Raw genomic sequence first — 26,165 nt, forward strand, 5'->3', positions numbered from 1 at the left:
TGTATGCAAGATACGCTCCTTGTATGCAAGCAAAATCCGAGCTTCGCGACGATGCCGTCGCAGCTACCGATCTCCCGCTGCTGGATCGCCTGCGCGATGCCATCATCAGCGGCAAGTACGAGCCTGGCCAGCTCATGCCCGAGCTCGCGCTGGCCGATGAGTTTGAAGTCAGCCGCACCCCCATCCGGGAGGCGTTGAAGCAGCTCCAGAACGAGGGCCTCGTCGAGGTGCGCCCGCGCGTGGGCACCTTCGTGCGCATCCCCACCCGCCGAGAGATCGTCGAGCTGTTCCAGCTCAAGGAGTCGCTCGAGGGGCTTGCCGCCGGGCTCATGGCCCGCCGCGGCCCCACGCCGGAACTCGATATCCTCGAGCGAAACGTGCGCGACGCCGAGCGCCCCGCCGACCGTCACGACAGCGAAGGCTACGCCGGGCTCGTGCACGACTTCCACTGGACGCTCGTGACGGGCGCCGACAACGTGAAGCTCAGCGAGCACTACCGGCTGCTCATGAATCAGCTCGCCTACCACCGCATCGTGCTGCGTACCGTCGCTCGCTCGGGCCGCATCGCCGCATCCAACGACGAGCATCGCGCCGTCGTCGAAGCCATCCGGTCGAAGGATGCGATGGGCGCGGAGCTCGCGATGCGGCACCACGTGCACGCCTCGAGCCAGCTCGCGCTCGCGACGCAGGATTTCCCGCTTACGTTTGACCCCCTTAACGCCGACACCAAGACGCAGGAGCCCCGATGACCACACCTGGAACCGTGCAGCTACCCAAGGCGAGCGAGCTGCACCGCCTCGCGATCGAATGCGGCGTGCGCAAGCTCTACACCGCGGTGGAAGAGACCCGTGCCGAGAACGGCGCCGGCGTCGCGACGCCGATCCTGCAGGCCGCGGCCGTCGCCGTGATCAAGAACCCGTGGGTTGGCACGTCGACCGACACCGACCTCCAGCCCGAGACCAAGCGCATCGCGCCGATCATTTCCAAGCTGCTGAGCGACCGCCTGCTCGCGGCGCTCGGTGGCGAGGATGCATCAGCCGACTCAGTCGAGGCGTTCGGCAAGGCCGCCGTCGTCGGAATCGCGGGCGAGATGGAGCACGCCGGCGCGCTCATCCACACCCCCTACTTCGGGAACCTCCTGCGCGAGTTTCTCGACGGCACGTCGATCATCTGCTTCTCGGATGAGCGTGCCGAGGCTGGCGGCGACCTGCGGGTGCCGATGTGGCACAAGTCGCACGCGTCGACCCGCAGCCACTACCAGAGCATGAGCGTGCACCTGGCGGATGCGCCGCACGCCGACGAGATCGCGATCATTGCGGTCGCTTCCTCCGGCTCCCGACCCTTCCCCCGAATTGGCGACCGCAGCACCGACGGCGTCGTGACCTCCGAAGTCTTGAAAGGACTCCTGTAATGAACCTGCGCAAAGTAGTCACCATCGTTGACGAGACCCTCCTCGAGGGCGGCCGCGAGGTCGACCCAGTCGCCCGCGTCGCCGTGGTCGCCGCAATCATCGACAACCCGTGGGCGGGCCAGGGGTTCGTCGAGAACCTGAACGCCGGCATCGACGAGGTCGCGCCACAGCTCGGCCAGCTCCTCGCACCGCGCGTCATGGAGGCCCTCGGCGTACCGCTCGAGGCGTTCGGCAAGGCCGCGATCGTCGGCCTGAACGGCGAGATCGAACACGGCTCGGGACTCATCCACACCCTCAAGTTCGGCAACTACTTCCGTGACGCGGCGAACGCATCCACCCTGCTGCCGGCCGTCGAGAAGCGCGGCCCCGCGGGCACGACGTTCGACATCCCGCTGAAGCACTTCACCGACGCGACGATCCGCTCGCACCACCAGTCCTACGAGGTTCGCATCGCGGATGCACCGCACCCCGACGAGATCCTCATCGCCCTCGCCGGTGCCTCGCGTGGCCGTCCCCAGCAGCGCCTCGCCGCACTGAACACCGAGCAGTAGGCGCTGATGACTGCATCCCGCGACACCCCCGTCGTGCTGCTGCACGGCGTTGGGCTCGACCGCAGCATGTGGCAGTCGACCACCGCGCGGCTCGCGCAGCGCGGTCGCGACGCCGTGGCCCTAGATCTTCCGGGCCACGGCGCGCAGCCGCCACTCACCTCGAAGACCTCGCTTCGCGAACTGGCGGAGGATGTGCTCGCGCGGATGCCCGAGGGCGAAAGTCACCTGGTCGGCTTCTCCCTTGGCGCATTGATCGCCCAGCACATTGCGCGCTACTTCCCCGAGCGCATCGCTTCGCTCACCTCGGTGAGCAGCGTGTGCCAGCGCACCCCGGAGGAGTCGGCGTCGGTACTCGAGCGCCTCGAGACCGCGCGCTGCGACATCCAGGCGAGCACCGAGCGCTCCATCCACCGCTGGTACCCACAGGGCACCACGGTCAGCGCCGAGGAGATCGCCGAAACCCGCCGCATCCTCGAGGCGAACGACCCGGACTCTTTCCTGTATGCGTACGAGGTCTTCGCGACCGGCGACCAGGAGCTCGCGGACGAGCTGCAGCGCATCCACGCCCCGGCCCTCGCCATCACCGGCGAGCTCGACCCCGGCTCCACGCCGGAGATGACCCGCCGGCTCGCCGCGGCCATCCCCGGCTGCCGCGCGAGCATCGTTCCGGATGCGCGACACATGCTCCCGCTCGAGGCCACCGACACGTTCGTGGCCGAGCTGAACACACTCTTTGACGCCGCCAATTCCGACGACGCCACCACCGACAACTTGGATAAGGAGCTCCGATGACTGAACGACTCGGACACTTCATCAATGGCGAAACGCGTGCCCCCGCGGGTGGCACGTACTTCGAAAGCACGAACCCGGCCACCCTCGAGGTGCTCTACGAGGCCGCGCGCGGCGACGCCGCCGACGTCGAGGCCGCCGTATCTTCCGCGAAGCGTGCGTTCAAGGCACCCTCGTGGGCGGGACTGACCGCGACGCAACGCGGCAAGCTGCTGCGCCGCCTCGGCGACCTCATCGGTCAGAACGCTGAGGAGCTCGCTCACTTCGAGAGCCTCGACAACGGCAAGCTGTTGCGCGAGATGCGCGGCCAGCTCGCGACGCTGCCCGAGTACCTCTACTACTACGGCGGGCTCGCCGACAAGGTGCAGGGGTCGCAGATCCCTACGAACAACCTCGCGGTGCTGAACTACACCCAGCGCGAACCGCTCGGCGTCGTCGGTGCGATCACCCCTTGGAACTCGCCGCTCACGCTCACGACCTCGAAGCTTGCCCCGGCGCTGGCCGCGGGCAACACGATCGTGATCAAGCCGAGCGAGTACACGTCGCGCACCATCCTGCGCTTCGCGGAACTCGCATCCGAGGCAGGCTTCCCCGACGGCGTCGTGAACGTCGTCACGGGTCTCGGTGCCGAGGCTGGCTCCGCGCTCGTCGACCACCCGGACATCGCGAAGATCTCGTTCACCGGCTCGACCGCGACCGGCTCGGCCATCGCATCCAAGACCGCGGCACGCTTCATCGGCTCGACCCTCGAGCTCGGTGGCAAGAGCCCGAACATCGTGTTCGACGACGCCAACGTCGAGAACGCGGCCATGGGCGTCATCGCCGGCATCTACGCTGCGGCGGGTCAGACCTGCATTGCCGGTAGCCGCGTGTTCGCGCAGCGCGGGGTCTACGACGAGCTGCTCGAGCGCGTCGCTGACCGCGCCCGCTCGATCAAGATCGGTGACCCGCTGGATGCCGAGACTGAGCTCGGCCCGCTCGCCTTCGGCAACCAGCTCGAGAAGGTGCAGTACTACGTCGACCTCGGCGTCGACGAGGGCGCGACGCTGTTCGCGGGCGGCAAGCGCCCCGAACTCGAGCTGCCCGGCTACTTCTTCTCGCCGACCGTCCTCACCGACGTCAACAACGACATGCGCGTGGTGCGTGAGGAGATCTTCGGCCCGGTCGCCGCGATCATGCCGTTCGACGACGAAGAAGAGGTCGTCGGCCTCGCGAACGACACCGAGTACGGCCTCGCCGCGGGTGTCTGGACGCGCGACCTCGCACGCGCCCACCGGATGTCACGCCGTCTCGAAGCTGGCACTGTCTGGATCAACATGTACCGCGCGATGTCACCGATGTCGCCGCGCCAGGGCTTCAAGAACTCGGGCGTCGGTATCGAGCACGGCATCGAGTCGATGCACGAGTACACGCGCCTCAAGAGCGTGTGGATCAACACCGACGAGAGCCCGCTCGGCGACCCGTTCGTCATGCGCGGCTAACCGCTAAGGAAAGGTCTGCGACATGCCAATCATCGACATTTCGATTGCCGAGGGCCGCTCCCCCGAGCAGCTCCGCGCCCTGATCGACGGCGTCCACCGTGTCGCCGAAGAGACGGTCGACGCCGCTCCCGAGAACATCACCGTCCTCATCCGCGAGGTCCCGCACGAGCACTGGGCCCGCACCAACGTCACTATCGCCGAACGCAACGCCAGTAAGTAAGCGACCGGTCTAGCAACTGAAGCCTCGGTCACCGGGGCAACGCATCCATCCGGATGCATTAGAGAAAGGAATTGACATGCGCTTCTCGCTCTTCATTCACATGGAACGCTGGGACGACTCGATCAGCCACGAGCAGCACTGGAAGAACCTCGTCGAGCTGACCCTCCTCGCCGAGGCGGGCGGTTTCAAGACCGTCTGGATCGGTGAGCACCACTCGATGGAGTACACCGTTTCGCCGAACCCGATGTCGCAGCTCGCGTACCTCGCGGCACGCACGAGCACGATCCGCCTCGGTGCCGGCACGATCATCGCGCCGTTCTGGAACCCGATCCGCGTCGCCGGCGAGACCGCGCTGCTCGACGTGATTTCGGACGGTCGCGCCGAGGTTGGCCTCGCGCGTGGTGCCTACCAGTTCGAGTTCGACCGCATGATGAACGGGATGCCCGCCGCTGAGGGTGGCGACTACCTCCGCGAGATGGTGCCAGCCGTGCGCGAACTCTGGCAGGGCGACTACGCCCACGACGGCAAGATCTGGCAGTTCCCGACCTCGACGAGCGTGCCGAAGCCAGTGCAGAAGCCGACTCCCCCGATGTGGCTCGCCGCGCGCTCGCCCGAGACGCACGATTTCGCGGTTGCGAACGGCTGCAACGTCATGGTTACCCCGCTCATGAAGGACGACAACGAGGTGGTCGACCTCGTGAACAAGTTCGAGACGGCGATCGCCGCGCACCCCGAGGTCGAGAAGCGCCCCGAGATCATGGTGCTGCGTCACACCTACGTGCACGACGAGTCGGACCCCGAGGGCTGGCGCGTCGGCACCGACGGCATCAACAAGTACTACCGCACGTTCGACGCGGTCTTCGGCAACAAGGAAGAGGCGGTCAACGGCTTCCACGAGCCGAGCCCCGAGTCGAAGTTCGCCGAGCGCGAGGACTTCAAGCCCGAGTCGCTGCACCGCTCCGCGATGGTTGGTACCCCTGACGAGGTAACGGTTCGACTGCGCGAATACGAGAAGCTCGGCGTTGACGAGTTCAGCTACTGGACCGACAACTCGCTCTCGCACGAGGAGAAGAAGCGCTCGCTCGAGCTCTTCATCGAGCACGTCGTGCCGCAGTTCTCGTAGTTTGTGCTGCGTAGGGGGTGCATCCTGGTTTTCAGGATGCACCCCCTACTTGGTGGGCGTCGCTTGAGGTGCAGATTCTGGGGTCATATCGCTCTCAGAAGGGGTATGCGCACATTATCTGCACCTCAAGCAACACGTCTCCGGCTGCACGTGCGGGAAGCATTCGCCACCGCAACGCGTTGCCCAATGCATGAGCGAAGAGCTGCTGGATGTCGTCATCATCGGGGCCGGACAGGCCGGACTCACTGCCGCGTACTGGTTGAAGCACCGCGGCCTCGAGCCGTGGCGCGACTTCGTCGTCCTCGATCGCAATGAGGGCCCCGGCGGGGCATGGCGCCACCGCTGGCCCGAGCTGACGCTGGGCAAGGCCCACGGCATCCACGATCTCCCCGGCATGAAGCTCGGCGAGCCCGACCCCAACGAGCCAGCCGCCGTTGTTGTCACCCGCTACTACGGCGAGTATGAGCAGAAGTTCGGCCTGCCCATCGAACGGCCGGTGAAGGTCGATGAAGTGCGCTCGTTTGACCCGGGTTCGAAGGCAGCGGATGCCGCCAGTTCGAGCGCAGCGGATGCGGCCAGTTCGAACCCGCACACCGCTCAAGACCGCGTGGACTACTCCGCGCCGCTCGAGGTGCGCGCGGGCGATCGCGTCTGGCGCACCAAGCTCGTGATCAACGCGACCGGCACGTGGACGAAGCCGTTCGTGCCCTACGCGCCCGGTGCCGAACAGTTCGAGGGCCTGCAGCTGCGCACCGTCGACTACTGGTGCTCGGACGACTTCACCGGAAAGCACGTGGTCGTCGTCGGCGGCGGCATGTCGGCCGTGCAGTTCATCCTGATGCTCGAGAAGGCGGGCGCGACCACCTCGTGGTCGACGCGCCGCGAGCCCGACTGGGTCGAGGATCCCTTCGACGAGCGCTGGGGCGTCGCGGTCGAAGAGCGGGTGGATGCGCGGGCCAGCCAGGGACTTGTCCCCCACAGCGTGGTGCGCAACACCGGTATCCCGCCATGGCCCGAGTACGTCGCTGCCCGCGACCGCGGTCGGCTCGTCTCGGACGGTCCGATCGATCACATCGAAAAGGATGCGGTTGTGTTCGAGTCGGGTAAGCGCGTCGACACCGACGTCATCCTCTGGGCGACGGGGTTCCGCCCCGATCTCGATCACCTCGCACCGCTCCACCTACGCGAGCCCGGCGGCGGGGTGAAGACCACCGACGTCGTGAAGGTGAATCGCGACCCGCGCATCCTGCTCGTCGGCTACGGAGCATCCGCCTCGACAGTCGGTGCGACGCGGGCCGGGCGCCGCGCCGCCCTCACCGCGATCGAAAGGCTGGAGGCGTAGCGACCTACGAGTCGAAGCCGAGGCCGAGCGCATCCATCAGGTGCAGCCACGCGTTACGCTTCCCGGTGCGATCCTCGGCTGCCATCGACCACCTCGTGAGGTTCACACCGAGCGCCCGAACCGGCTCGGGCGGGAACGGCACCGGCTTCTTCCGAATCATCTCGAGCCGCGTGCGTTCAGTCGCCTCGCCCGCGAGCAGATCGAGCATGACGTCCGCACCAAATCGAGTCGCCGCGACCCCGAGCCCCGTGTACCCGAGCGCGTAGGCGACGCGGCCGCCCCGTGCAAGTCCCGCGGTGAGCGAGAATCGAGTGGATGAGTCAATCATCCCGCCCCATTGATGGGTGAAGCGCACGTCGCGCAGCTGCGGATAGGTCGTTCGGAAGTTGCGTTCGAGCGTCGCGAAAGTGGCCTCCCGCTGGGTCAGCGCCTCGCTGCGTCGGGAGCCATAGTGATAGATCGCGTCGTAGCCTCCCCAGAGGATGCGGCCATCAGCGGTCTTGCGAAAGTAGTGGAACTGGTTGCCGGCATCGGAGAGCCCCTCGTCACCCGTCCAACCGATGGCCGCGAACTGCTCGGCGGTGAGCGGCTCGGTCACGAGCACCATGTCGTAGACGGGAATCGTCAGAAGCGACAGGCGCCGCAGAAGCGTCGGGTAGGCATTGGTCGCGAGCGCGACCTGCGACGCGGTCACAAAGTTTGGCGCGCCGACCGCACCGGGCTGGCTGGTAACGGCCCGGAGCCTGCCGCCGGAGTGATCAGTGGTCGTGCCTGTTCCGCCAGTTCCTGCGCCGCCAGTTCGAGCCCCGCCAGCGCGCGTGCCGCCGGAGCTACCCCCGTCCGGCCTGCCGCCCCCGTCGAGCGCCGCGACCACCGTGCCCTCGTAGATCTCGACGCCGAGCGCGTCACACGCATCCGCCAGGCCGCGGGCAAGTTTCACCGGGTCGATCACGCTCGTGTGCGGCTCGCGCAGCGCGGCCACAAACGCGGGCGACGCAGTCACCTCGTGGATGCGCTCATCACCAAAGAATTCGACGTCGCCTTCCTCGTGTTGCCGCAGAATCTCTGCCATGTCGCGCAGCGCATCCGCCTCCCAGTCGGTACGCGCGAAGGCGATGCCGCCGCCATCGCGCCAGTCGCAGTCGATGCCGTACCGCGCGATGGCCTCGCGCATCCCGCGCACATTTTCGTGGCCGAGGCGCACCAGCTCGGTGATCTCGTTGGGCCAACGGTCGAGCCCGTTGAGCAGCCCGTGGGTGAGGCTCGGCTCGACGAAGCCGCCGTTTCGGCCGCTCGCCGCGTGGCCAACGCGCTTGCCCTCAAGCAGCACGACGCGCCGATCGGGCTCGCGCTCCTTCGCGTGCAGCGCGGTCCACAGCCCCGTGAATCCCCCGCCAATGACGAGCAGGTCGGTCTCTATATCGCGGTCCAGGGCAGGATGCGGCACCCGCCCGGGCGCGTGGTCAAGCCAAAAGGACATCCGAATTCGCTTCGTGGACACCGTTGCCTCCGTCTCGTGGATGCGAGCCTCACTCTCGACAATGCCGCCCCCTGGCCGCAGAATCAAGAATAAGTTCCCGATCAGCACTACTTTTTTACGACATTCGCTCGATCGACCACGACAGCGGGCCTGCAGCAGGGTAACTTCTATGACAAACCGCTTGCCCGAATAGCGGGCATTCCTTCAACGGCGAGGGTCCTCATGAGCGCACCACAAAATGTCACAGACACCGGCCACATCCATGTCGGCAAGGGTCTCAACTCGAACGCGCTCGGCGTCGTGGGCAGCACGGTCATCGGGCTCGCATCCACCGCACCGCTCTATTCGCTCGCGGCGACGCTGGGATACGTGATCCTCGCGATCGGCGCCCAGGCCCCGGTCGCGTTCCTCGCCGCGGCCATCCCGATGGTCTTCGCGGCGCTCGCCTACCAGGAGCTCAACCGCGAGATGCCGGACTGCGGCACGACATTCGTGTGGGGCACAAAAGCGTTCGGGCCCGTCGTCGGCTGGATCGGCGGCTGGGCCGTGGCCGTGTCGGCGGTGATGGTGCTCGCGAATGTGTCGGAGATCGCCGGTAAGTATCTCTGGTACCTCGTCGGCCGAAACGACCTTGCAGATAACCGGGTGGTCGTCGTGATCACCGGCTGTGTGTTCATCGCCGTCATGACCTTCATCTCCACGATCGGCGTGCAGATCGGCGAGAAGCTGCAGATGGTGCTCATGGTGATCCAATACATCGCACTCGCGGCGTTCGGGATCCTCGCGTTCGCCGGCGCGATCAACGGCTCGAGCCCCTCGGCAGTGCCCTTCGACATCGAGTGGTTCAACCCCGCGGCGGTCGAATCCTGGTCTGGGTTTATCGAGGCGGTCCTACTGTGCCTCTTTATCTACTGGGGCTGGGACACGTGCCTCGCGCTCAACGAGGAAACGAAGAACCCACGCAAGACGCCCGGCCGCGCCGCCCTCGCGACCATCGTCATCCTGATCGTCACCTACGTCGGCATCTCGGTTGCCGTGATGATGTACGCGGGTTTCGGCACCACCGGCTTCGGCCTCACGAACGAGGCAAATCTGGATGACGTCTTTACCGTTTTGCGGGATGCGCTCTTCGGCCCCTGGGGTTGGTTCCTGATCCTCGCGATGCTGGTGTCCGGCGCATCCTCGACCCAGACTACGATTCTGCCGACCGCTCGAGGCACGCTCTCAATGGCCGTCTACCGCGCGCTGCCCGCGAAGTTCGCTTCCATTCATCCGAAGTGGAAGACTCCGTGGTTCTCGACCACCGTCATGGGAATCTCCGCAATTGTGTACTACGCGGTGATGTCGCTGATCTCCGAGAACGTCCTCGCCGACTCGCTCACCTCGATGGGTCTCGCCGTCGCGCTCTACTACGCGATCACCGCGTTCGCGTGCGTCTGGTACTACCGCGACACGCTCTTCACGACCACCCGGAACTTCTTCATGCGGGGTCTTCTCCCGTTCCTCGGCGGCGTCATGTTGACGTATGCGTTCGTGCAGTCGGCGATCGACATGATCAGCACCGACTACAGCATGACGGTGCTGCTCGGCATCGGCGGCGCGTTCGTGATCGGCGTCGGCGCGCTCGCCCTCGGGTTCGTGCTCATGGGCATCTGGTGGATGTTCCCAAACTCGAAGCCATTCTTCCGCGGCGAAAGCCTCAACCGGGAGACACCGGTGCTCGTTCCCGACGAGGGATAGTCGCTCGGTCTCGGTAACGCATGTGACGGCCAAATCTGCGGGGCTGCCACGCGAGGGTTCGGCCAATTGTGGCAACGCGCACCCGTTACTGAAAGACTCAAGTAATGACAACTCCGTCTATTTCGACTAAACATCACGTACCCGCTGAAATTTCCCGCTCGTGGCTGCTCTTATCGGCCCGCGAGGAGGACCGCTTCGATAAGGCGCGAGCCTCGCGAAGCGACCAGCTCATCCTCGACCTTGAGGATGGTGTGGATCCTTCCCATAAGGACAGCGCGCGTGCGTCGGTGCTCAAGTGGTTCTCCGACGGCAATGACGCGTGGGTTCGCATCAACGTGCACGGCACGTCGTTCTGGGAGGACGACATCGAACTGCTCCGCGGCAACGAGGGGCTCTCGGGAGTGATGCTCGCGAAGGTCGAGCGGCCCGAGGAAGTCACCGAAACCTTCGAGCGCCTCGGCGGCAAGACGCCGGTGATTCCGCTCATCGAGTCGGCGCTCGGGATCGAGGCTGCCGTCGCGATCGCGCAGGCGAAGGGCGTCTTCCGCCTCGCCTTCGGCAGCGGCGACTACCGCCGCGACACCGGCACGTCTGCTACGGCCCTTGCGATGGCGTACCCGCGCTCCCGCCTCACGGTTGCGAGTGCAATCGCCGGGCTGACCGGCCCGATCGACGGCCCGACGGTGAGCAAGAGCCACCCGATCCTGCGCGAGCAGTCGGAGACCGCGGTGAGCCTCGGGCTAACGGGCAAGCTGTGCCTCGACACGAATCAGCTGCCCGTGATTAACGAGACCTTCAGCCCGCCGGCTTCGGATGTGGGCTGGGCGCGCGACTTTCTCAACGAGTTCAACGAGCGCGGACGCGTCGTGCGCGACGGCAGCGACCTGCCACGTCTGCACCGCGCCGAGCGCATCGACGGCCTCGCCCGCGCCTTCGGCATCGAGCCGGTGTAGGCGGCCTGAGCGGATAGCAGTCGTGGTGCTGCGAAGTGGATCGAGTAGCTACGAAGCGGCGTGTTGAGGTAAATGACCGCCACCGTGGAGAGCCATGGCATCGTTCAAGCTGCTGAGCTAAAATAGTCGAAGCTCGCCCCCGCAGGGGGTTAGAGAAGTGAAGGCCGGGGCCCCGACGTTTAGCGGGACCCGGCCTTCGCGCATCACGCGCCGCCCGGAACCCAGACGATTGTTGAATTGGGCAGGAAAGGATTACCGCCTTCCTCGTGCTGAATAATCGCAGGGCCGAGCGAGCCCAAAACGACATCAGGAATCCACAACAACGGCTCGTTGGCGGGGTCTTCATGTTCGACCCATACATCACGCGGAATTTTCCCTGCCCCTCGAAGAGCATCGATTAGACGTCGATCTCGCTTGTTCAAATTTTCTTCGCGGCGTTCCATCACGAAGTGAGAAACAGTAAGCAAGTTCGCTTCCCAAATGGCGCGTTCAATGCATTTCGCTCGAGCTCGCTCCTGCTTGTTGACGCTTCCGAAGGGCCCAAATGCGACGATCAACTGTTCGAGTCCCAACTGCGCAATCGATTCCGAGACTGCGGTTCTTTCTCTGAAATTGAGATCCCGCCAGTGCAGTTTGATGCCCCGGTGAGGAAGTCGACGAACCAGGGATCTTATACGGTCATCATCTTCGGGACTGATCAAGGTCGCCGCTAGCAAATAGAAGTTCTCACTTGAGTTGTCTCTCGAGGACCGCATACTCTCATCGACCCAAGCATGGAAGTTCGGTTGACGGTCCGCGGTCATTTTGCCCCTTCCATGCACACGTACTCGACAAGGTAGGGCTGGCCTACGACATCGCGAAAAGAACCGCCCCGGCTCGAGACAGAACTAACTGTCTCGAGCCGGGGCGGTCATGGTTTGCGCGGGGGCGCCGCTAGTCGACGACCTTCGCGGCGAGGAGCTCGTCGGTGGTCGTGAGCTCGACCATCGGCGCGAGCATTCCCATGAGGTTCAGCGCCTGGTCGTGCACCTCGGCAGTCGCGCCTGCGCACGCATCCGTCACCACGGTCACGGTACGACCCGCGTCCACTGCCGGGAGTACCGTCGAGAGCACGCAGCAGTCGGTCGCGACGCCGCAGACCACGAGGTCGTGACCCTCGGTGAGTGAGGCGAGCTCGTCGCCCCACTTGCCGAACGTCGGCAAGGTGACCACCGCATCCGACGCCGGGACGGGCAAGGTGATGTCCCAGAGCTCGGAGTCCTCGTCGACGCGGAATTCGCTCCAGCGGTCGTAGTACGGACCCCACGCGCCCTTCTCCTGGGGATCCCGCACGAATTTCGTCCAGATCACATCCCCGGAGTGCGCCTCGGCGAGGCGGGCGACCTGCTCGGCAGCGGCGTCGTAACCCACGCACTGCCAGCCGCCCTCGCGGCGAAACGCCTCCTGCATGTCGATGATGACGAGCTTCACGGTGATGTCCTAACGTCCGGTGGTCTCGTGCAGGCTAACCGCTTCGGTCGCGGTCAGGTGATCCTTCGGCTTCGACAGCGGCGGGAACTGGCGCACGATGAAGTATGCGACTGCCGCACCGATCACACCGGCGACGTATGAGACGTCACCCAACGCCGACGTTGCTTCCGAGAACGGACCAACCCAGAACGACGTGTTCCAGAACAGCGACGAGAAGAGGCAACCGAAGATCCAGGCGAAGAAGCCCCACTCAATCTTGCGGCTCTTGTCGAAGAGCTCGGTCGTCGCCTGTTGCCCGAGGTGTCGCGAGCGCGTGTAGTAGTCGAGCAGCAGCACGGTGCTGAACGGCACGACAAGGTATGCGAGCACGTTGAGGAAGTCGTAGAAGCTGCCGTATGGGTCGCCCGCCATGAGCAGCGCGATGCCGAGGCTGATGACCGCGGTTACGGCAACGCCGACGACTCGGTTAACCGGGATGCCGATCGTCAGCAGCGACAGCGCGCCGCCGTAGAGGTTCATCGCGCTCACGGGCAGGGTCGACAGCACAACGGTGACCATCGCGAGTGGCGCCCACGATCCGGTCAGCTCGCTGAGCGCCTCGATCGCGCCGAGCTCGCCTGCGAAGCTCGACACGAGTACGCCGATGCCGCCGAGCCACATGAGCGAGACGAAGCTACCGCCAGCCGTGTAGGTCGCGACCTTCGTGTGGCTGACCGAGCGCGGCAGGTAGCGCGAGAAGTCGGAGGCGAAGGGCGTCCAGGTCATCACGTACGCGAAGAAGAAGCCGGCGAAGGTGACCCAGCTGCCGAAGCCGCCCTGGAAGATGGTCGCGTCGCGGTTCAGCTCAACGCCGAGGTCGATCTGCGAGAGCGACAGGAAGGTGATGAACGCGAAGAGGATGGCGAGCACGACGCTCGCGATCTTGTTGATGAGGTGGATGAGGTTGTGGCCCCACACCGCGAAGATCGCCTGGACGGCGTAGATCACGACCGCGCCGGTCCAGAAGGGGATGTCGACCAGAGTCTGCAGCGCCAGGACCGCGAAGACGGTGTTGACTGCGGTCCAACCCATCGCGGACACGATCGTGAGCAGGGCGATCGGCACGTAGTTGGCGTAGTAGCCCATCGGGCCACGGCCCTGTACCTGCTGCGGAACACCGAGCTTCGCGCCGATACCGGCGAGCACGCCCATGACGATCGCCCCGAGCAGCGAGCCCGCCGCGACCGCGGTCAGGCCCTCGATCACGGTGAGCCCGAAGGATGCGGAGAAGAAGCCCGAGACCATCACTGCCAGGACCATGTTCGCCGCGAACCACAGCGTGAACTGCTGGCGCGGGTGACCGTGGCGCTCGCTGTCGGGAATCGCTTCGGTTCCGTGTGGCTCGACCTTGGTTAGGGAGCTGCCGTATGCAGACTCGGTGTCTGCAGATGAATTCGACATCAGTGTTGACCTCGCTTGTGCCATGCCACTGCATCGCTGACAGTGGCGTAATGAGACAAGACTAGTCAGCTGTGGCATACATGTCAATCCAGTTACCGGCAGCATCGCACCAATTCACGATAACTAACGAGTGAAAACGGCAATTTCTTGCATACAAGAAAGCGCAACCTCTTGCGTACAAGAAAAGGGCGGAAACTTGCCAGCTCCCGCCCTCGCTCTCGCTCTCGCCTAGGCTACGGCTCGATGATCACCTTGCCGAGGCTGTGGCCACCCTCGACCTCGGCAATCGCCTCGTCCGCGCGCTCGAGACTGAATCGCTTCTCCACGTGCGGATCCACCAGCCCGTATTCGACTACACCGGTAATCTTCTCGAGCGCATCCGCGGTTCGCACGAGCGCGGAACCGCCGAGCTCCTCGACCGTGGCCGCGTCCGACGCCGAAATGACCAATTTCGGGTCTTTCGCGACCGGCGCGACATCGCGCAGCGCCTGACCACCAACAAGGTCGATCACGACATCGGCACCCTCAGGGGCTACGGCCCGGACACGGTCAGCAACGCCCTCTCCACTCAACACAAACGTCGCCCCGGCGGACTCCACAAATTCGCGCTTCGACTCGCTCGCGATGCCGATGACATTGAACTTATGCACCTTGCCGATCTGGGCGGACATATTTCCCACTCCCCCGCCAGCACCGAGAATGACCATCGTCTGCCCCGCCTCGAGTTCGATCTGGTGGGTGGCGATGTACGCGGTTGCTCCGGCGACGGGAAGCGTCGCGGCATCAGCAAACGAAACCTCTTCCGGCTTCAAGACTGATTGCGCCGCATTGAGTAACGTGTGCTGCGCAAACGAGCCGTAGCCGATCGCGGGAGTGCCGAGCACCGCATCCCCCACCGCGAAGCCCGACACGTCGTCGCCGACGGCGGTGACGATTCCCGAGGCTTCCATCCCCATGGGCGAGGGCAACGGATGCGCGTTGCCGAACCAGCCTTCGCGGCGTTTCCAGTCGGCCGGGTTCACGCCCGTTGCCTTCACCGCAATCGCGATCTGCCCCGAACCCGGCTCCGGGATCGGCTGCTCGATGAGCTTTTGAACCTCGGGCCCGCCGTACTCGGTGAACACTAATGTCTGGGTGGTTTCTGACATTTCTGAACCTCTTTCCGAACTGGTGCTGGAGCTTCGACTCCTACACCGCTTACTTACTGAACAATATGATTGGGCGAGTGGCGCATCCTTGACGCGGGTCAAGACGCCACTATTTGCTCTCTATCCGATCGAGATGGGCGCTCAGCGCATCCACCGTCTTGGCCACCCCGGCTAGTTGCTCGGGGGTAAGCGCATCCACGAATAGCTCGCGAATGTCGCGAAGATGCGGGGCCGAACATCGCCGGAATGCATCCGCCCCCTCGGGCGTCAGCAGGATCTCAGAGCCCCGACTGTCGTCGGCACACGCGACCCGCTGGATGAGCCCGCGCTTCTCCATTCGGCCGAGGTGATGCGAGAGCCGACTACGTTCCCAACCCATCTGGCTCGCCAATTCGGAGGAGCGGAAACGCGCCTCCGGAGCCTCAGAGAGCGCCAACATGACCTCATAGTCGGCCACCGATATCGACGACGTGGACTGTAGGCGACTCCCGAGCAACGTCGTCAGCCGCCCCGTCGTTTCCATATACGAGCGCCACACGCGCAGCTCTTCGCGCGTGGGGGTCTTTCGACCCGCCCTGTTTTCCTGCGCCACCACGCGATCACCTCCTAATTGACATGTCAATAATATGGTTACATAATTGACACGTCAACTAAATAGAAAGCGAAGTCTCATGAGCACCAATCCCACTCTCGGAATCCTCGGCGCCGGCAAGGTCGGCACCGCAATCGCTCGTCTCGCAATGGCCGCCGGCTACCCGGTCTTCATCTCCGGCTCCGGCGACCCTGAGCGCATCGCGCTCACGACTCGGGTGCTCACGCCCGGCGCGACGCCGGTTTGGCCGGCGGATGCGCTGCGTGAGGCCGACATCGTCATCCTGGCGCTCCCCCTCGGCAAGTACAAGGCAATCGACCCCGAGGGCGTAGCCGGCAAACTCGTCATTGACACGATGAACTACTGGTGGGAGACCGACGGTATTCGGGATGACCTGAGCGATCCACGTACGACGACCAGCGAACTCGTACGCGAGCACCTCCCCGAGGCTCGACTGGTCAAAGCGCTGAATCACATGGGCTACCACGATCTCGAGGAGGAGGCGCGCCCCGCGGGTGTCGAGGGCCGCAAGGCGATCGCGATTGCTGGCGACGACACCGCGGACGTGGAGTCGGTGGCCGAGTTTGTCGACGACCTCGGCTTCGACGCGCTGAAGATTGGCGGCCTCGCCGAAGGCGGCAGCCTCCAGCCCGGCAACCCCGCGTTCGGTGCCAACCTGCCGAAGGCCGAGCTTGCGGAAGCGATCGAGAACGTCGTCCAGCCGGTCGAGTAGGGCTTCAAGCCCGTATCGAAACGCACGTTGAGTAGGTGCGAAGCACCGTATCGAAACGAGCCAGACCTCGATACGCCTGCGGCTACTCGGCCTACGTAAAGCACACCGAAGCATCGGAGAAGAGAATTGACCAACACCACCATGGAAATCGGGGCATATAGCTTCGGCGACACGCAACGCGGTGCCGACGGCCTGCCCGGCTCGACCGCCGAGGCGATCGCGAACCTGTTCGAGGCAATCAAGCTTGGCGACTCCCTCGGGCTCGACTACTTCGGCATCGGCGAACACCACACCGACACGATGCCCGCATCCTCCCCCGGCGCGCTCATCGCTGCGGCCGCCGCCGCAACGTCACAGATCAAGTTGGGCAGTGCCGCGAGCATCATCAGCACCGATGATCCGGTGCGTGTGTACCAGCAGTTCGCCACGGCGGACGCGATCTCGGGTGGTGGTCGGATCGAAATTACCGCAGGGCGCGGCTCCTCGACCGAGACTTTCCCGCTCTTCGGCTACGACCTCGGCGACTACGACCGCTTGTATGCCGAAAAGCTCGGCCTCCTGATGAAGATCAACGACAGCGATCGCACCAAGGTCTCGTGGTCCGGCAAGACGCGGCCATCGATGAAGAACCTGGATGTGGTGCCGCGTCCCGTAAACGGCTCGCTGCCCATCTGGTTGGCAACCGGCGGCAACCCGGGCTCGTCGGCTCGCGCCGGTCAGCTTGGCCTGCCGATCTCCTACGGCATCATCGGTGGTGCTCCCGCGCGCTTCGCGCCGCTCGCCAACCTCTATCGTGCCGCTGCGGCTGAGGCCGGGGTTAGCGAGGAGCAGACCGCGGTCTCGGTTGCCGCGATCGGCTTCGTCGCGCCGACGAAGCAGGAGGCACTCGACCGCTTTTACCAGGGTTGGTACAACATGAATCTCGAGATGGGACAGCGCCGCGGCTGGCCGGAGCCCGACAAACGGCAGTTTCTCGCCCAGGCCGATTTCCCCGGCGCGTACTACATCGGCGATCCCGATGAGGTCGCCGAGCGGATCGTCGAGCTCCACGGCCACATGGGTCACATGCGCCACTTCCTGCAAATGGATATTGGCGGCATCCCGCAGGAGCATTATCTCGAGTCGGTCTCGCTGCTCGCCACGGAGGTCAAGCCGCGCGTGCAGCGGCTGCTCGCAAAAAAGTAGCTCGCGAATTCCAAATCGTCATGTGTTCCCAATCCGCTCGGCGGTGCGCCCCGTATCGTGCAGACACACGTACCGACAAAGGGGCGCCGCTCGGGCGGTGAACCTCCACGACGGTGCTGGCCCCGCCCATCCCTGGAGGACTGCCATGGCCACCGGTTCCAACAAGATGATTAGCGATTTCGCGAGCAAGCCGAAGACGCAGTCCTTCTACACGGACATTGTCGCGTTCGTCACCAGCTTCGGGCCGGTGACGCAGGATGCGAAAGCACAGGTGAGTTTCTCCGTGAACCGAAAATTCCTCTGGCTCTGGGCGTACGAGAAGACGGCCGACGGCACGCTGTACCTCAATGTCATGTTGGACAAGCGGATCGATGATCCGCACTTCCATGCCGTGAACCAGGTGAGCAAGCACCGCTGGAATCACCACGTCGAGGTCAAATCCCCAGATATGGCCAACAGTGATTGGCTCCGCGACCTCATCCGCGCCGGATACGCGTTCGCGAGTGTCACTTAGTTGCCAGCAGAACCAGAGCGGCCACACGGCCTCGCCGACGGCACGCTTTGCCTCGCGGTCACATTGGGCAAGCGGCTCATTCTTCGATATCGGCGAACACCACACCTACACAGGGCCTGACTAGCGGGAGCGACTGGCGAAGGACTGGGACTATTCGCGGGTGTGTTTCCCGCCGTGGCCCAAATTATTATCGTGATCATGGTGTCCTGGCAGCTCCGGGTCTGCGTCCGGCCCCGATGCCAGCGAGGAGTTCTGCTCGTCTCGCACCCGGTCATTCCGAGCCCGATCGTCTTGCACGCGGTCCGCCTGGATCCGGTCGTCCTGGATCCGGTCGTCCTGCACGCGGTCATCCTGGATCCGGTCGTCTCGCGCCCGGTCCTCCTGCGAATAGGGATCGAGATCTTCGGCTTTGTGGATCGCGGCTTCCTGCTCCGCACGGCTCTGCTGTGCGGCCTCTTCGTAACCGCGAATGTTGTCCTCGGCACGGCGAGCTTCGACATCGGCTTGCGCGGCCTCGGCCCGCGCCTGCTGCGCCGCAGCCTCGGCACCAGCGATATTAGCGCGCTCTTGGGCCGCCTTCGCCTCCTGCTCACGGGCAGCCAGGTCTGACTCTCGCGCTTCGACGCGCAACCGCTCTGCTTGCTCGTGCTGCGCGCGTTTGCGTTCTTCTGTCCGGCGCCGAGAGGTAAGAACCCCGACGAGCACGATGATCGCAACAACGACGACTACTGCGACGATAATCCAAATGAGGAGGGTGGTATCCATGGTGGTTGCTCCTTCTTGGCGGAATAAGGCGCTCCGCGTCTTCTTCGTGAATGCTGTCCGCAGAACTGCGAGCAGATAACGCTCTGCCAATCTCGGTGAGCCCGGCCCGCAGCTGCCCGCAGGATGGTACTTGCGCCCCACATCGCTTGCCACGGAACTGACGCGCCCACCGTGTTTTGGTGGTCAGGCTACCTGACGCGCGTGCGAATCATTCGGCGAACTTCCAGCCTGAACTACGTGAGCAAGCTCCGCTGCAATCACCACGTCGAGGCGAAATCTGTGGAGATCGCCAACAGCGGCTGGCTCCGCGACCTCATCCGCGCCGGATACGCGTTCGCAAGTTTCACTTAGTTGCCAGCAGAACCAAAGCAGCTACACGGCCGCACTGGCCGCATCCCCCGTAAAATTGCCGACAGGATTAACACGACACCCGCAATGAAGGCGGTGATTGAGTTGAACCTGACGCTTCAAATTTCGAGACGCCTGGGTGCGGTCACGCTTTTGGCCTCTGGACTCGTCCACCTCAAGGAATACTTCGACGGCTACGCCGAGCTTCCGGTGATCGGCCTGCTCTTCCTGCTCAATTTTCTCGGGGCCGTGGTTCTCGCGGTCGTCCTCTTATTACCCACCGAGCGCATCCTGCACCGCTACGGTACGATCCTCGTCACGCTTTCCGCAATCGCCGGAATCGGCATGTCGCTCATGTCGTTGGTGATGCTCGCGATCGCCGAGCGGCAGCCCGTCTTCGGGTTCATGGAGCCAGGATTCCATCCCGGGATGATCCTGCTCGCGCGCATTACCGAGGTACTCACCGTCGTTCTGCTTGGCGCGTTCCTCATCACACTTCTCGTTCGGCACCGACGCCGAATCAACGGCCGCGGCACACACGTCGAGACCGCCTAGGGTTCAAAGGAGATCCCATCATGACCCGTATCAATGCGCTGACACGTCGAGTCTTCAGCGCCCTCACGCTCGCAGGCGCCGCGCTCCTGCTCGCCGCCTGTGCCGCCGGCGGAGGTGGTGGCGCCGCACCCACCGACACCACAACATCCAGCAGCGACACCATCTCGGTCGCCGACGTCGGAGGCCAAAGCGTCCTCGTCACTACCGAGGGGCTCCCCGTCTACATCACCGAAGAAGAACAGGCCTCGGGCGACGTGCTGTGTGTCAGCAGCGGCTGCGTCGAGTTCTGGCCACCTGTGGTGGCGCCCAGCGAAGCGCCAACCGGTAACGTCAACGGCCAACTCGGCACCGTGACGAGGCCCGACGGCACCGAGCAGGTCACCCTCGACGGGGTGCCGCTCTATACCTTCGCGAGCGACTCATCCAGCTCGGTCAACGGCGACGGCCTGTCCGACTCATTCGACGGCCAGACCCTCACGTGGCACGTCGTTCCCCAGGATGGGCTGGCCGGCATCGGGAGCGGAGGCGGAGGCACCCAGGACAGTCGCCCCGGCTACTGATTGAAGGGCCAAGTTCGTGAGCAGCGAGGCCTGACCGAGGATCTCGCGCTGTTCATCGAGCAAGTATTCGGCGAGGATGCGCTGCAAGGCTTCTCGCGCGTTCCCCTCGCTGGGTTCCGCGGATTCGACCGCCTTGCTCGCGGTTCGCAGCGCGCCGCCGGCAATTTCTCGCAGGGCGACCAGGGGTGCGAAAGGTTGCACCAGGAAATCCCTCCTCAGCGTTCTTCGCAAGACGGGCCACCACTTCTTCCGTGATTTCAACACCGTCTATCTCTCCGTACGAGCCGTTTACTGGCTGCGCAATCTTGTCGTTCATTCCTCCTCCTCTGTATCTTGGCGATCACCGATTTCCGAACTGGCATCGCATGATTCACGAGATACGCGCGCCGACTTCGCTTGGCCAATTGTCCCTCGTTTAAGTGCGATCGAGGCTGGCGACCCAGATCGTGACCTGTCGACCACTACCCGCACTCTGGGGTCGATGAAGCCGACGACCCCTCCAAGAGCACACAGGGTTTTGTGTGACAAAACTAGTTTTGTGCGACTAAACTGAGACCATGCAGATCCGGTTCTCCCGATCGTCGCGTAAACACAAGGTCGGTCGCGCGTCCGCGATTACGGCAATGACCAACGCCGGTGTGCCACGCGAGATCGACGGACAGAAACTGCTCTGGATAGGTGTCGATGATCGCGATCGCGAACTCGAGATCATCGGGTTTGTCGCCGCCGAAGACCCAAACCTCGTCATCATCATCCACGTCATGCCAATGATCTATCGGAAGGAAGGACACTGGGAATGAACCGCAAGATCAACACCAATCAATACGCCGTCGACGACAATACTGAGTTCGGGCCCGACGTCGACCTCGACGTCGAGTCGTATAGCGACGCCAATGGCGAGCGTATTTCCGAGGCAGCGGCACAGGAATATACGGCCGAACGCGCGGAGGCGGCGCGGCGCGGCGGTCGTCCGCCGCTCGGTAAGAAGGGATCGTCACCGTCCGTGGCATTCCGCATTTCGGCCGAGCTCCGCGAGCGCGCGGAAGAAGTCGCAGCAAAAGAGGGCCGCACGCTCTCGGCGATCGCCCGCGAGCAACTCGAGCGCTACATCAATTCACACGCCGCCTAAAACACGCGTTACGCCCGCTCGCTTCTCGTTGGAAGTAGCGCGGGCGTTTCACTCGAACACCTACCCAATCGCATCCTCGCGGGCCTGACGCGTGCGCTTGTTCGCCGCGAGCTCCCAGGCCAGATCGAGCAGCTCGTCGAGCACCGCCGGGTCGGCGACCAGCGCATCGGCGAGGATGTGCCCCGAGCTCGCGTAGTGCGGTTCGGTGAACAGGCCAGGCTCCCCCGAGGCGAGTCTGGCCTGACGTTCTTCGACAGTCGATTTGAAGACGAGCGCGGTTAGGCCGTTACCGTGACCAGTTCCTCGCGAACGATCCGCGCACCCGCGCTGAGCGCGCTCAGCTTCTCGAGCGCAACATCCCGGGCAAAGGGCGCCATGCCGCAGTTTGTGCTTGGGATGAGCTTGTCGGCGTCGACGAACTGGAGCGCCTTGCGGAGGGTGTCGGCGACCTCTTCCGGGGTCTCGATCGCCTCGTTCGCCACGTCGATAGCCCCGACCATGACCTTCTTGCCGCGGATGAGCTCGATCAGATCCATCGGCACATGGGAGTTGTGGGCTTCCAGCGAGATGATGTCGATCGTGGACTGCTGCAGGAGCGGGAACGATTCTTCGTACTGCCGCCACTCCGACCCGAGGGTCGCCTTCCAATCGTTGTTCGCCTTAATCCCGTAGCCGTAACAAATGTGCACCGCGGTTTCCGCGCGTAGTCCCTCGGCTGCGCGCTCGAGCGCCGCGACGCCCCAGTCCTTGACCTCGTCGAAGAAGACATTGAAGGCCGGCTCATCGAACTGGATGATGTCGACCCCCGCCGCCTCGAGCGCCTTCGCCTCCTGGTTGAGGATCGTCGCGAACTCCCACGCGAGCTTCTCGCGGCTCTTGTAATGACGGTCCGACAGCGTGTCGATCATGGTCATCGGGCCAGGCAGCGCCCACTTGATGGGGCGGTCGGTCTGCTGGCGAAGGAACTTCGCGTCGTCCGCGAACACGGGCCGATCGAGGCTCACTGCGCCCACGACGGTCGGCACGCTCGCGTCATAGCGGTTGCGGATGCGCACCGTCTCGCGGTTCTCGAAATCGACCCCGTTGAGATGCTCGATGAACGTCGTCACGAAGTGCTGGCGAGTCTGCTCCCCGTCGCTGACGATGTCGATGCCCCGCCGAGTCTGCTCGTGCGCCGCGATACGAAGCGCATCCTGCTTACCCTCGGCCAGCGCATCCCCCTCGATGCTCCACGGCGACCAGAGCTGCTCCGGTTCGGCGAGCCAGGATGGTTTGGGCAGGCTCCCGACCGTCGAGGTCGGCAAAAGCGTGTTCATGTTCGAGTGGTCTCCGGTGGTCATTAGGCGAGAACGAGGTCGTTGGCGGCGAATGCTTCGAGCGTCGCCCCGTGGGGGTTCATGAGGTGTTCCTCGGTGTACTTCCCCTGCTTGGTTGCGAGCTCGGTGCGTTCGACGCGGTCGTAGTCAATCAATGTCTTGGAGAAGTTCTGCTCCTCCAGCGAGGGCCGGTACACGCTCGCGGCTTCCGAGTTCGCGTTGTAAATCTCGGGCCGGTAGATCTTCTGGAAGGTCTCCATCGTGCTGATCGTGCCGATGAGTTGCAGCGCGGAATAGTCATTGAGCAAGTCGCCGCGGAAATAGAACGCGAGCGGCGCGACGCTGCCGCGCGGCATAAAATACCGCACCTGCAGCCCCATCTTGCCGAAGTACTCGTCGGTCAGCGAGTAGTCATTCTGCGCATACTCGACGCCGAGAATCGGGTGGTGGTTCTCGGTGCGGCGGTACGTCCGGCTCGTCGAGACGCTAATGCAGATCACCGGCGACGTGCGAAATCGCTCGTGATAGGCCGCCGAGTCGAGGAAGTGCTGGAAGAGCTTGCCGTGCAGGTCGCCGAAGTCCTCGGGGACGGTGAACTCGGTCGCCCCTTCGTTCGCGGCCGGCAGCCGAACGCTGAAGTCGTAGTCGCGGATGAACGAGGAAAAATTGTTCCCCACGATCCCGGGGGTGCGCACGCCGGTAAGCCGGTCGAGGATGCGCACATCGAGGATCTCGAGGAACGGGAACTGCTGCTGCTGGCCGGCCTCGGTGAACTGCAGGTCGGCGGACACGATCTCGAGCTCGACGGTGTAGCGGTCGCGGTTCGGGTTGTCCCAGTGCGCGAGGTCGTTGAAGCGGCGGTCGATCGTCGTCAACGCGTTGCGGAGGTTCTGCTGCCGGTGCTCGCCTCGTGCCAGGTTCGCGAAGTTCGTGGTGATCCGGGAGTTCTCCGACGGCGAGTAGTCCTCATCGAAGGTCGTGGTGGAAAGCCGGAACGTGATTTCGTTCGTCATGTCCGTCCAATCTGGTGGGTGATCGGCCGGGCCCGGCCTTGCGGAAGTCAGTGCATCCATCTTGCGGGCAACGCTTGGCTATCGGGTAACTCGAGGCGTCTATAGCCCTCTATAGTCTTTAGCTATGACCAGTGGCTCGAGAGGCATCACGCTGCAGCAGCTGCAGTACTTCATCGAGGTCGCGGCGGAGGGTTCGATTACCGCCGCCGCCGACCTGCTCTACGTAGCGCAGCCGACCCTGTCCGCCGCAATGAAGGATCTCGAGGGCCGAGTGGGACGTATGCTGCTGCTCCGCTCCCCCCGCGGGGTGACCCTCACGGAGGATGGGGCGGAGTTCCTCGGCTACGCCAAGCAGGTCATGGAGCAGGTCGACCTGCTCGAGCAGCGCTACCTCGGTCGACCCCCGTCGCGACGCCTGCTCGGGGTGTCGACGCAGCACTACTCGTTCGCCGTCGACGCGTTCGTTCGGATGGTCAAGCGCACCGGGGCGCCCGAGTTCGAGTTCTCGCTGCGCGAGACGCGTACCTCGGACATCATCGAGGATGTGCGGACGCTGCGAAGCGAGCTCGGCATCCTGTACCAGAACGACTTCAACCGGAACGTCATCAACAAGCTGCTACGAGACTCGAAGCTCGCATTCCATCCGCTCTTTCTCGCCAAGCCGCACATCTTTATCTCGCGTCGGAACCCGCTCGCATCCCGAGAGCGCGTCACCCTCGCCGATCTCGCCGACCTGCCGCGACTCACCTTCGACCAGGGCGCGAACAACTCGTTCTACTTCGCCGAGGAGATCCTCTCGACACTGTCGAGCAAGCAGGACATCCGCGTCTCCGACCGCGCCACCATCTTCAACCTCATGATCGGCCTCGACGGCTACACGATCTCAACCGGCATCATCAGCGACGACCTCGACCCCGAAATCATCGCCATCCCGCTCGAGAGCGACGAACGCATCGAGATTGGCTGGATCAGCCACTCCGCGATCCCCCTCACCGAGCAGGCGCAGGTTTACTTGGATGAGCTGCGGGCTGTGGTGGCGCAGTTCGGTGTCGAGGTGCTCGGCTAGGCGTTCCGCGGAACCTGCCGCATTATTTCGAGCGGCCTCCGCGTGCAGCGAAGCCGCCACCGCCCATGCCGCCGAAGACGATCGAGAGCCCGAAAAGGAATCCGAAGTCGTACCAGCCGCCGTTGTTGTGGACTTCGTAGATCGAAACATTCGAGTTGAACAGCGACACGATGAACGTGATCGGTGCAATGAGGCCATGCCAGAGCCCGGGCCAGAACCCCGCGACTTCAGTACCGCTCTCGGGTGGGATGCCCGGACCAGCCGTGCACGCGGTCAGCACCAGGAGCATGGCCGCTGCGCCAAGGCCGAGTAGACCAATGCGCAGACGCTGTAGTTGCATAACTTTGTCCCCACTTCGCGCGAGTTGCGTGACAGCAGTGTTTCATGCCAACGGAGCGTTGGTGTTCGCGACAGCGCAAAGTTGCATAAGGCTGGAACGGATGTGAGCGAATCACCAGCCCTCGACCAACGTCGGTAGCGGTCGGCCTTTGAGCCTTGGTGGAACACCACAGACGGGTACGCATCCCGAGCCCGACCGGTGAGACTCGCCACGGGCTCCAGCCCTTCGACGGCGTGGTATCAACCCGAGGCTGCAGTTAGGCGGCCATCTCACGATCGGATTGTTCAAGCGCCTGATATGCCGCTTCGAAACCGCCGCAGACGCCGCGCGGAATCGCATAGTTATTCGTCACCGCACGTAATTCCGCGAATAGTGCAGACGTGCGGGCCGAGTTGTCGGTTTTCTGGAGTTCCTGCGTTATCTCGCGCACACGGGTGAGTTCTGGATGGTGTTCGCCGTGGACGCGCTCGATGATAGGCGCGAGTTGTGCTGCTTTCTTGAGGCTATGGCTGGGCATCTGATATCCCCTTTCATTTGATGTTTTCAAAATATGACTGTTCGGGCGGGATGACCTTGACCCGCATCAATTGCTCTCAAGTTTGATCACCTCGAAGAAACCTCCGCGTCGCGCCAGTTCGCCGATATTGGCAGTGGCGCGCGAAGTCGTTTCCCGTCATGAACGAGACGTTCAGCCTGGCGGCATCGGGGGTGTGACGGGCTTGCCGCTCACCGATTTGGTGGCGCTCACGACCCGAATTCGGGCAGTGCAGCGCTCATCGAATTGCGCCTCGCAGTCGGGTCAGTGAACACAGCACTCGTCGCGGGTCGCGGAATCACGCGGTTCTTGAGTTTGCAGCGGTGCCGTGCCCTCTGCGTGCCACTCTGATCCAGGCTCTGCTTC

Annotated in this window: 30 protein-coding genes; 19 read left to right on the plus strand and 11 right to left on the minus strand. The window is 64.0% G+C overall.

Going from position 1 to position 26,165, the window contains the following annotated elements:
• Window positions 1-23: 23 nt before the first annotated feature.
• The 8 genes from GMOLON4_RS07480 (at window position 24) to GMOLON4_RS07515 (ending at window position 6,917) form a co-directional block, all read left to right on the plus strand.
• On the plus strand, window positions 24-749 hold the full coding sequence (locus tag GMOLON4_RS07480) for a GntR family transcriptional regulator (RefSeq protein ID WP_051266385.1): 726 nt from the start codon (window positions 24-26) through the stop codon (window positions 747-749).
• Window positions 746-1,411 (plus strand): amino acid synthesis family protein, encoded by a 666-nt coding sequence (locus tag GMOLON4_RS07485; RefSeq protein ID WP_084147365.1) that lies wholly within the window; start codon window positions 746-748, stop codon window positions 1,409-1,411. Before GMOLON4_RS07480 ends, GMOLON4_RS07485 begins: the two co-directional genes overlap by 4 nt.
• Window positions 1,411-1,962, plus strand: a complete 552-nt coding sequence (locus tag GMOLON4_RS07490) for an amino acid synthesis family protein (RefSeq protein WP_026936267.1) — start codon at window positions 1,411-1,413, stop codon at window positions 1,960-1,962. The genes GMOLON4_RS07485 and GMOLON4_RS07490 overlap by 1 nt, the downstream gene beginning before the upstream one ends.
• 6 nt (window positions 1,963-1,968) lie before the next feature.
• Window positions 1,969-2,754 (plus strand): alpha/beta fold hydrolase, encoded by a 786-nt coding sequence (locus GMOLON4_RS07495; protein WP_051266383.1) that lies wholly within the window; start codon window positions 1,969-1,971, stop codon window positions 2,752-2,754.
• Window positions 2,751-4,232, plus strand: coding sequence for an aldehyde dehydrogenase (locus GMOLON4_RS07500; protein ID WP_026936266.1), 1,482 nt, complete (start codon window positions 2,751-2,753; stop codon window positions 4,230-4,232). The genes GMOLON4_RS07495 and GMOLON4_RS07500 overlap by 4 nt, the downstream gene beginning before the upstream one ends.
• Before the next feature lie 22 nt (window positions 4,233-4,254).
• A complete protein-coding gene (locus tag GMOLON4_RS07505) occupies window positions 4,255-4,452 on the plus strand; it encodes a tautomerase family protein (protein WP_026936265.1) in 198 nt (65 codons plus the stop codon).
• Window positions 4,453-4,528: 76 nt separating this feature from the next.
• On the plus strand, window positions 4,529-5,575 hold the full coding sequence (locus GMOLON4_RS07510; RefSeq protein WP_026936264.1) for an LLM class flavin-dependent oxidoreductase: 1,047 nt from the start codon (window positions 4,529-4,531) through the stop codon (window positions 5,573-5,575).
• A 190-nt stretch (window positions 5,576-5,765) separates the two neighbouring features.
• Window positions 5,766-6,917, plus strand: a complete 1,152-nt coding sequence (locus GMOLON4_RS07515) for a flavin-containing monooxygenase (RefSeq protein ID WP_026936263.1) — start codon at window positions 5,766-5,768, stop codon at window positions 6,915-6,917.
• Window positions 6,918-6,921: 4 nt separating this feature from the next.
• Here GMOLON4_RS07515 and GMOLON4_RS07520 read toward each other — a convergent pair whose 3' ends face one another.
• Complete coding sequence (locus GMOLON4_RS07520) at window positions 6,922-8,418, minus strand: NAD(P)/FAD-dependent oxidoreductase (protein ID WP_026936262.1); 1,497 nt, start codon at window positions 8,416-8,418, stop codon at window positions 6,922-6,924.
• A 201-nt stretch (window positions 8,419-8,619) separates the two neighbouring features.
• Here GMOLON4_RS07520 and GMOLON4_RS07525 point away from each other — a divergent pair, with 201 nt between their 5' ends.
• Both GMOLON4_RS07525 and GMOLON4_RS07530 read left to right on the plus strand, forming a co-directional pair.
• A complete protein-coding gene (locus tag GMOLON4_RS07525; RefSeq protein WP_026936261.1) occupies window positions 8,620-10,137 on the plus strand; it encodes an APC family permease in 1,518 nt (505 codons plus the stop codon).
• Window positions 10,138-10,241: 104 nt separating this feature from the next.
• The gene (locus GMOLON4_RS07530; RefSeq protein WP_035732169.1) at window positions 10,242-11,090 is read left to right on the plus strand and encodes an HpcH/HpaI aldolase/citrate lyase family protein; all 849 of its coding nucleotides are present in this window, start codon (window positions 10,242-10,244) and stop codon (window positions 11,088-11,090) included.
• 203 nt (window positions 11,091-11,293) lie between these two features.
• On the opposite strand, the gene GMOLON4_RS07535 is transcribed toward GMOLON4_RS07530, so the two are convergent.
• The 5 genes from GMOLON4_RS07535 to GMOLON4_RS07555 all read right to left on the minus strand — a co-directional run bounded on the left by GMOLON4_RS07535 (window position 11,294) and on the right by GMOLON4_RS07555 (window position 15,743).
• A complete protein-coding gene (locus GMOLON4_RS07535) occupies window positions 11,294-11,893 on the minus strand; it encodes a hypothetical protein (RefSeq protein WP_051266381.1) in 600 nt (199 codons plus the stop codon).
• 130 nt (window positions 11,894-12,023) lie between these two features.
• On the minus strand, window positions 12,024-12,560 hold the full coding sequence (locus tag GMOLON4_RS07540) for a cysteine hydrolase family protein (RefSeq protein WP_211222680.1): 537 nt from the start codon (window positions 12,558-12,560) through the stop codon (window positions 12,024-12,026).
• A 9-nt stretch (window positions 12,561-12,569) separates the two neighbouring features.
• Entirely contained in the window at window positions 12,570-14,000 is a 1,431-nt protein-coding gene (locus GMOLON4_RS07545) for a purine-cytosine permease family protein (RefSeq protein WP_051266377.1), read from the minus strand.
• 233 nt (window positions 14,001-14,233) lie between these two features.
• Entirely contained in the window at window positions 14,234-15,148 is a 915-nt protein-coding gene (locus GMOLON4_RS07550) for an NADP-dependent oxidoreductase (RefSeq protein ID WP_026936259.1), read from the minus strand.
• Between the two features lie 109 nt (window positions 15,149-15,257).
• Entirely contained in the window at window positions 15,258-15,743 is a 486-nt protein-coding gene (locus GMOLON4_RS07555; protein ID WP_051266376.1) for a MarR family winged helix-turn-helix transcriptional regulator, read from the minus strand.
• Window positions 15,744-15,819: 76 nt separating this feature from the next.
• On the opposite strand from GMOLON4_RS07555, the gene GMOLON4_RS07560 reads away from it, so the two are divergent.
• From GMOLON4_RS07560 to GMOLON4_RS07570, 3 genes are all read left to right on the plus strand, one after another.
• On the plus strand, window positions 15,820-16,473 hold the full coding sequence (locus GMOLON4_RS07560) for an NADPH-dependent F420 reductase (RefSeq protein WP_026936257.1): 654 nt from the start codon (window positions 15,820-15,822) through the stop codon (window positions 16,471-16,473).
• 126 nt (window positions 16,474-16,599) lie between these two features.
• Complete coding sequence (locus GMOLON4_RS07565; RefSeq protein WP_245575378.1) at window positions 16,600-17,658, plus strand: LLM class flavin-dependent oxidoreductase; 1,059 nt, start codon at window positions 16,600-16,602, stop codon at window positions 17,656-17,658.
• 145 nt (window positions 17,659-17,803) lie between these two features.
• Window positions 17,804-18,172, plus strand: coding sequence for a DUF5655 domain-containing protein (locus GMOLON4_RS07570; protein WP_026936255.1), 369 nt, complete (start codon window positions 17,804-17,806; stop codon window positions 18,170-18,172).
• A gap of 150 nt (window positions 18,173-18,322) precedes the next feature.
• Here the strand turns inward: GMOLON4_RS07570 and GMOLON4_RS07575 are convergent, their stop codons facing one another.
• On the minus strand, window positions 18,323-18,937 hold the full coding sequence (locus GMOLON4_RS07575; protein WP_051266374.1) for a hypothetical protein: 615 nt from the start codon (window positions 18,935-18,937) through the stop codon (window positions 18,323-18,325).
• Window positions 18,938-19,381: 444 nt separating this feature from the next.
• Here GMOLON4_RS07575 and GMOLON4_RS07580 point away from each other — a divergent pair, with 444 nt between their 5' ends.
• The 5 genes from GMOLON4_RS07580 (at window position 19,382) to GMOLON4_RS07600 (ending at window position 21,529) form a co-directional block, all read left to right on the plus strand.
• Window positions 19,382-19,840: a hypothetical protein gene (locus tag GMOLON4_RS07580; protein WP_146137529.1), complete on the plus strand. Its 459-nt coding sequence runs from the start codon at window positions 19,382-19,384 to the stop codon at window positions 19,838-19,840.
• Between the two features lie 20 nt (window positions 19,841-19,860).
• On the plus strand, window positions 19,861-20,400 hold the full coding sequence (locus tag GMOLON4_RS07585) for a COG4315 family predicted lipoprotein (protein WP_026936252.1): 540 nt from the start codon (window positions 19,861-19,863) through the stop codon (window positions 20,398-20,400).
• On the plus strand, window positions 20,401-20,655 hold the full coding sequence (locus tag GMOLON4_RS07590; RefSeq protein ID WP_026936251.1) for a hypothetical protein: 255 nt from the start codon (window positions 20,401-20,403) through the stop codon (window positions 20,653-20,655).
• Window positions 20,656-20,957: 302 nt separating this feature from the next.
• The gene (locus tag GMOLON4_RS07595) at window positions 20,958-21,200 is read left to right on the plus strand and encodes a hypothetical protein (RefSeq protein WP_026936250.1); all 243 of its coding nucleotides are present in this window, start codon (window positions 20,958-20,960) and stop codon (window positions 21,198-21,200) included.
• Complete coding sequence (locus tag GMOLON4_RS07600) at window positions 21,197-21,529, plus strand: hypothetical protein (protein ID WP_026936249.1); 333 nt, start codon at window positions 21,197-21,199, stop codon at window positions 21,527-21,529. The genes GMOLON4_RS07595 and GMOLON4_RS07600 overlap by 4 nt, the downstream gene beginning before the upstream one ends.
• Before the next feature lie 278 nt (window positions 21,530-21,807).
• Here the strand turns inward: GMOLON4_RS07600 and GMOLON4_RS07605 are convergent, their stop codons facing one another.
• Entirely contained in the window at window positions 21,808-22,845 is a 1,038-nt protein-coding gene (locus GMOLON4_RS07605) for a methionine synthase (RefSeq protein ID WP_026936248.1), read from the minus strand.
• A 23-nt stretch (window positions 22,846-22,868) separates the two neighbouring features.
• The gene (locus GMOLON4_RS07610; RefSeq protein WP_026936247.1) at window positions 22,869-23,858 is read right to left on the minus strand and encodes a putative oxygenase MesX; all 990 of its coding nucleotides are present in this window, start codon (window positions 23,856-23,858) and stop codon (window positions 22,869-22,871) included.
• Window positions 23,859-23,982: 124 nt separating this feature from the next.
• Between GMOLON4_RS07610 and GMOLON4_RS07615 the strand changes: the two genes are divergently transcribed.
• Complete coding sequence (locus GMOLON4_RS07615) at window positions 23,983-24,924, plus strand: LysR family transcriptional regulator (protein ID WP_026936246.1); 942 nt, start codon at window positions 23,983-23,985, stop codon at window positions 24,922-24,924.
• Between the two features lie 22 nt (window positions 24,925-24,946).
• Here GMOLON4_RS07615 and GMOLON4_RS07620 read toward each other — a convergent pair whose 3' ends face one another.
• Window positions 24,947-25,264, minus strand: coding sequence for a hypothetical protein (locus GMOLON4_RS07620; RefSeq protein WP_026936245.1), 318 nt, complete (start codon window positions 25,262-25,264; stop codon window positions 24,947-24,949).
• Between the two features lie 256 nt (window positions 25,265-25,520).
• Window positions 25,521-25,811 (minus strand): hypothetical protein, encoded by a 291-nt coding sequence (locus GMOLON4_RS07625; RefSeq protein WP_146137574.1) that lies wholly within the window; start codon window positions 25,809-25,811, stop codon window positions 25,521-25,523.
• Window positions 25,812-26,165 lie beyond the last annotated feature (354 nt).

Source organism: Gulosibacter molinativorax (assembly GCF_003010915.2).
Classification (GTDB): Bacteria; Actinomycetota; Actinomycetes; order Actinomycetales; family Microbacteriaceae; genus Gulosibacter; species Gulosibacter molinativorax.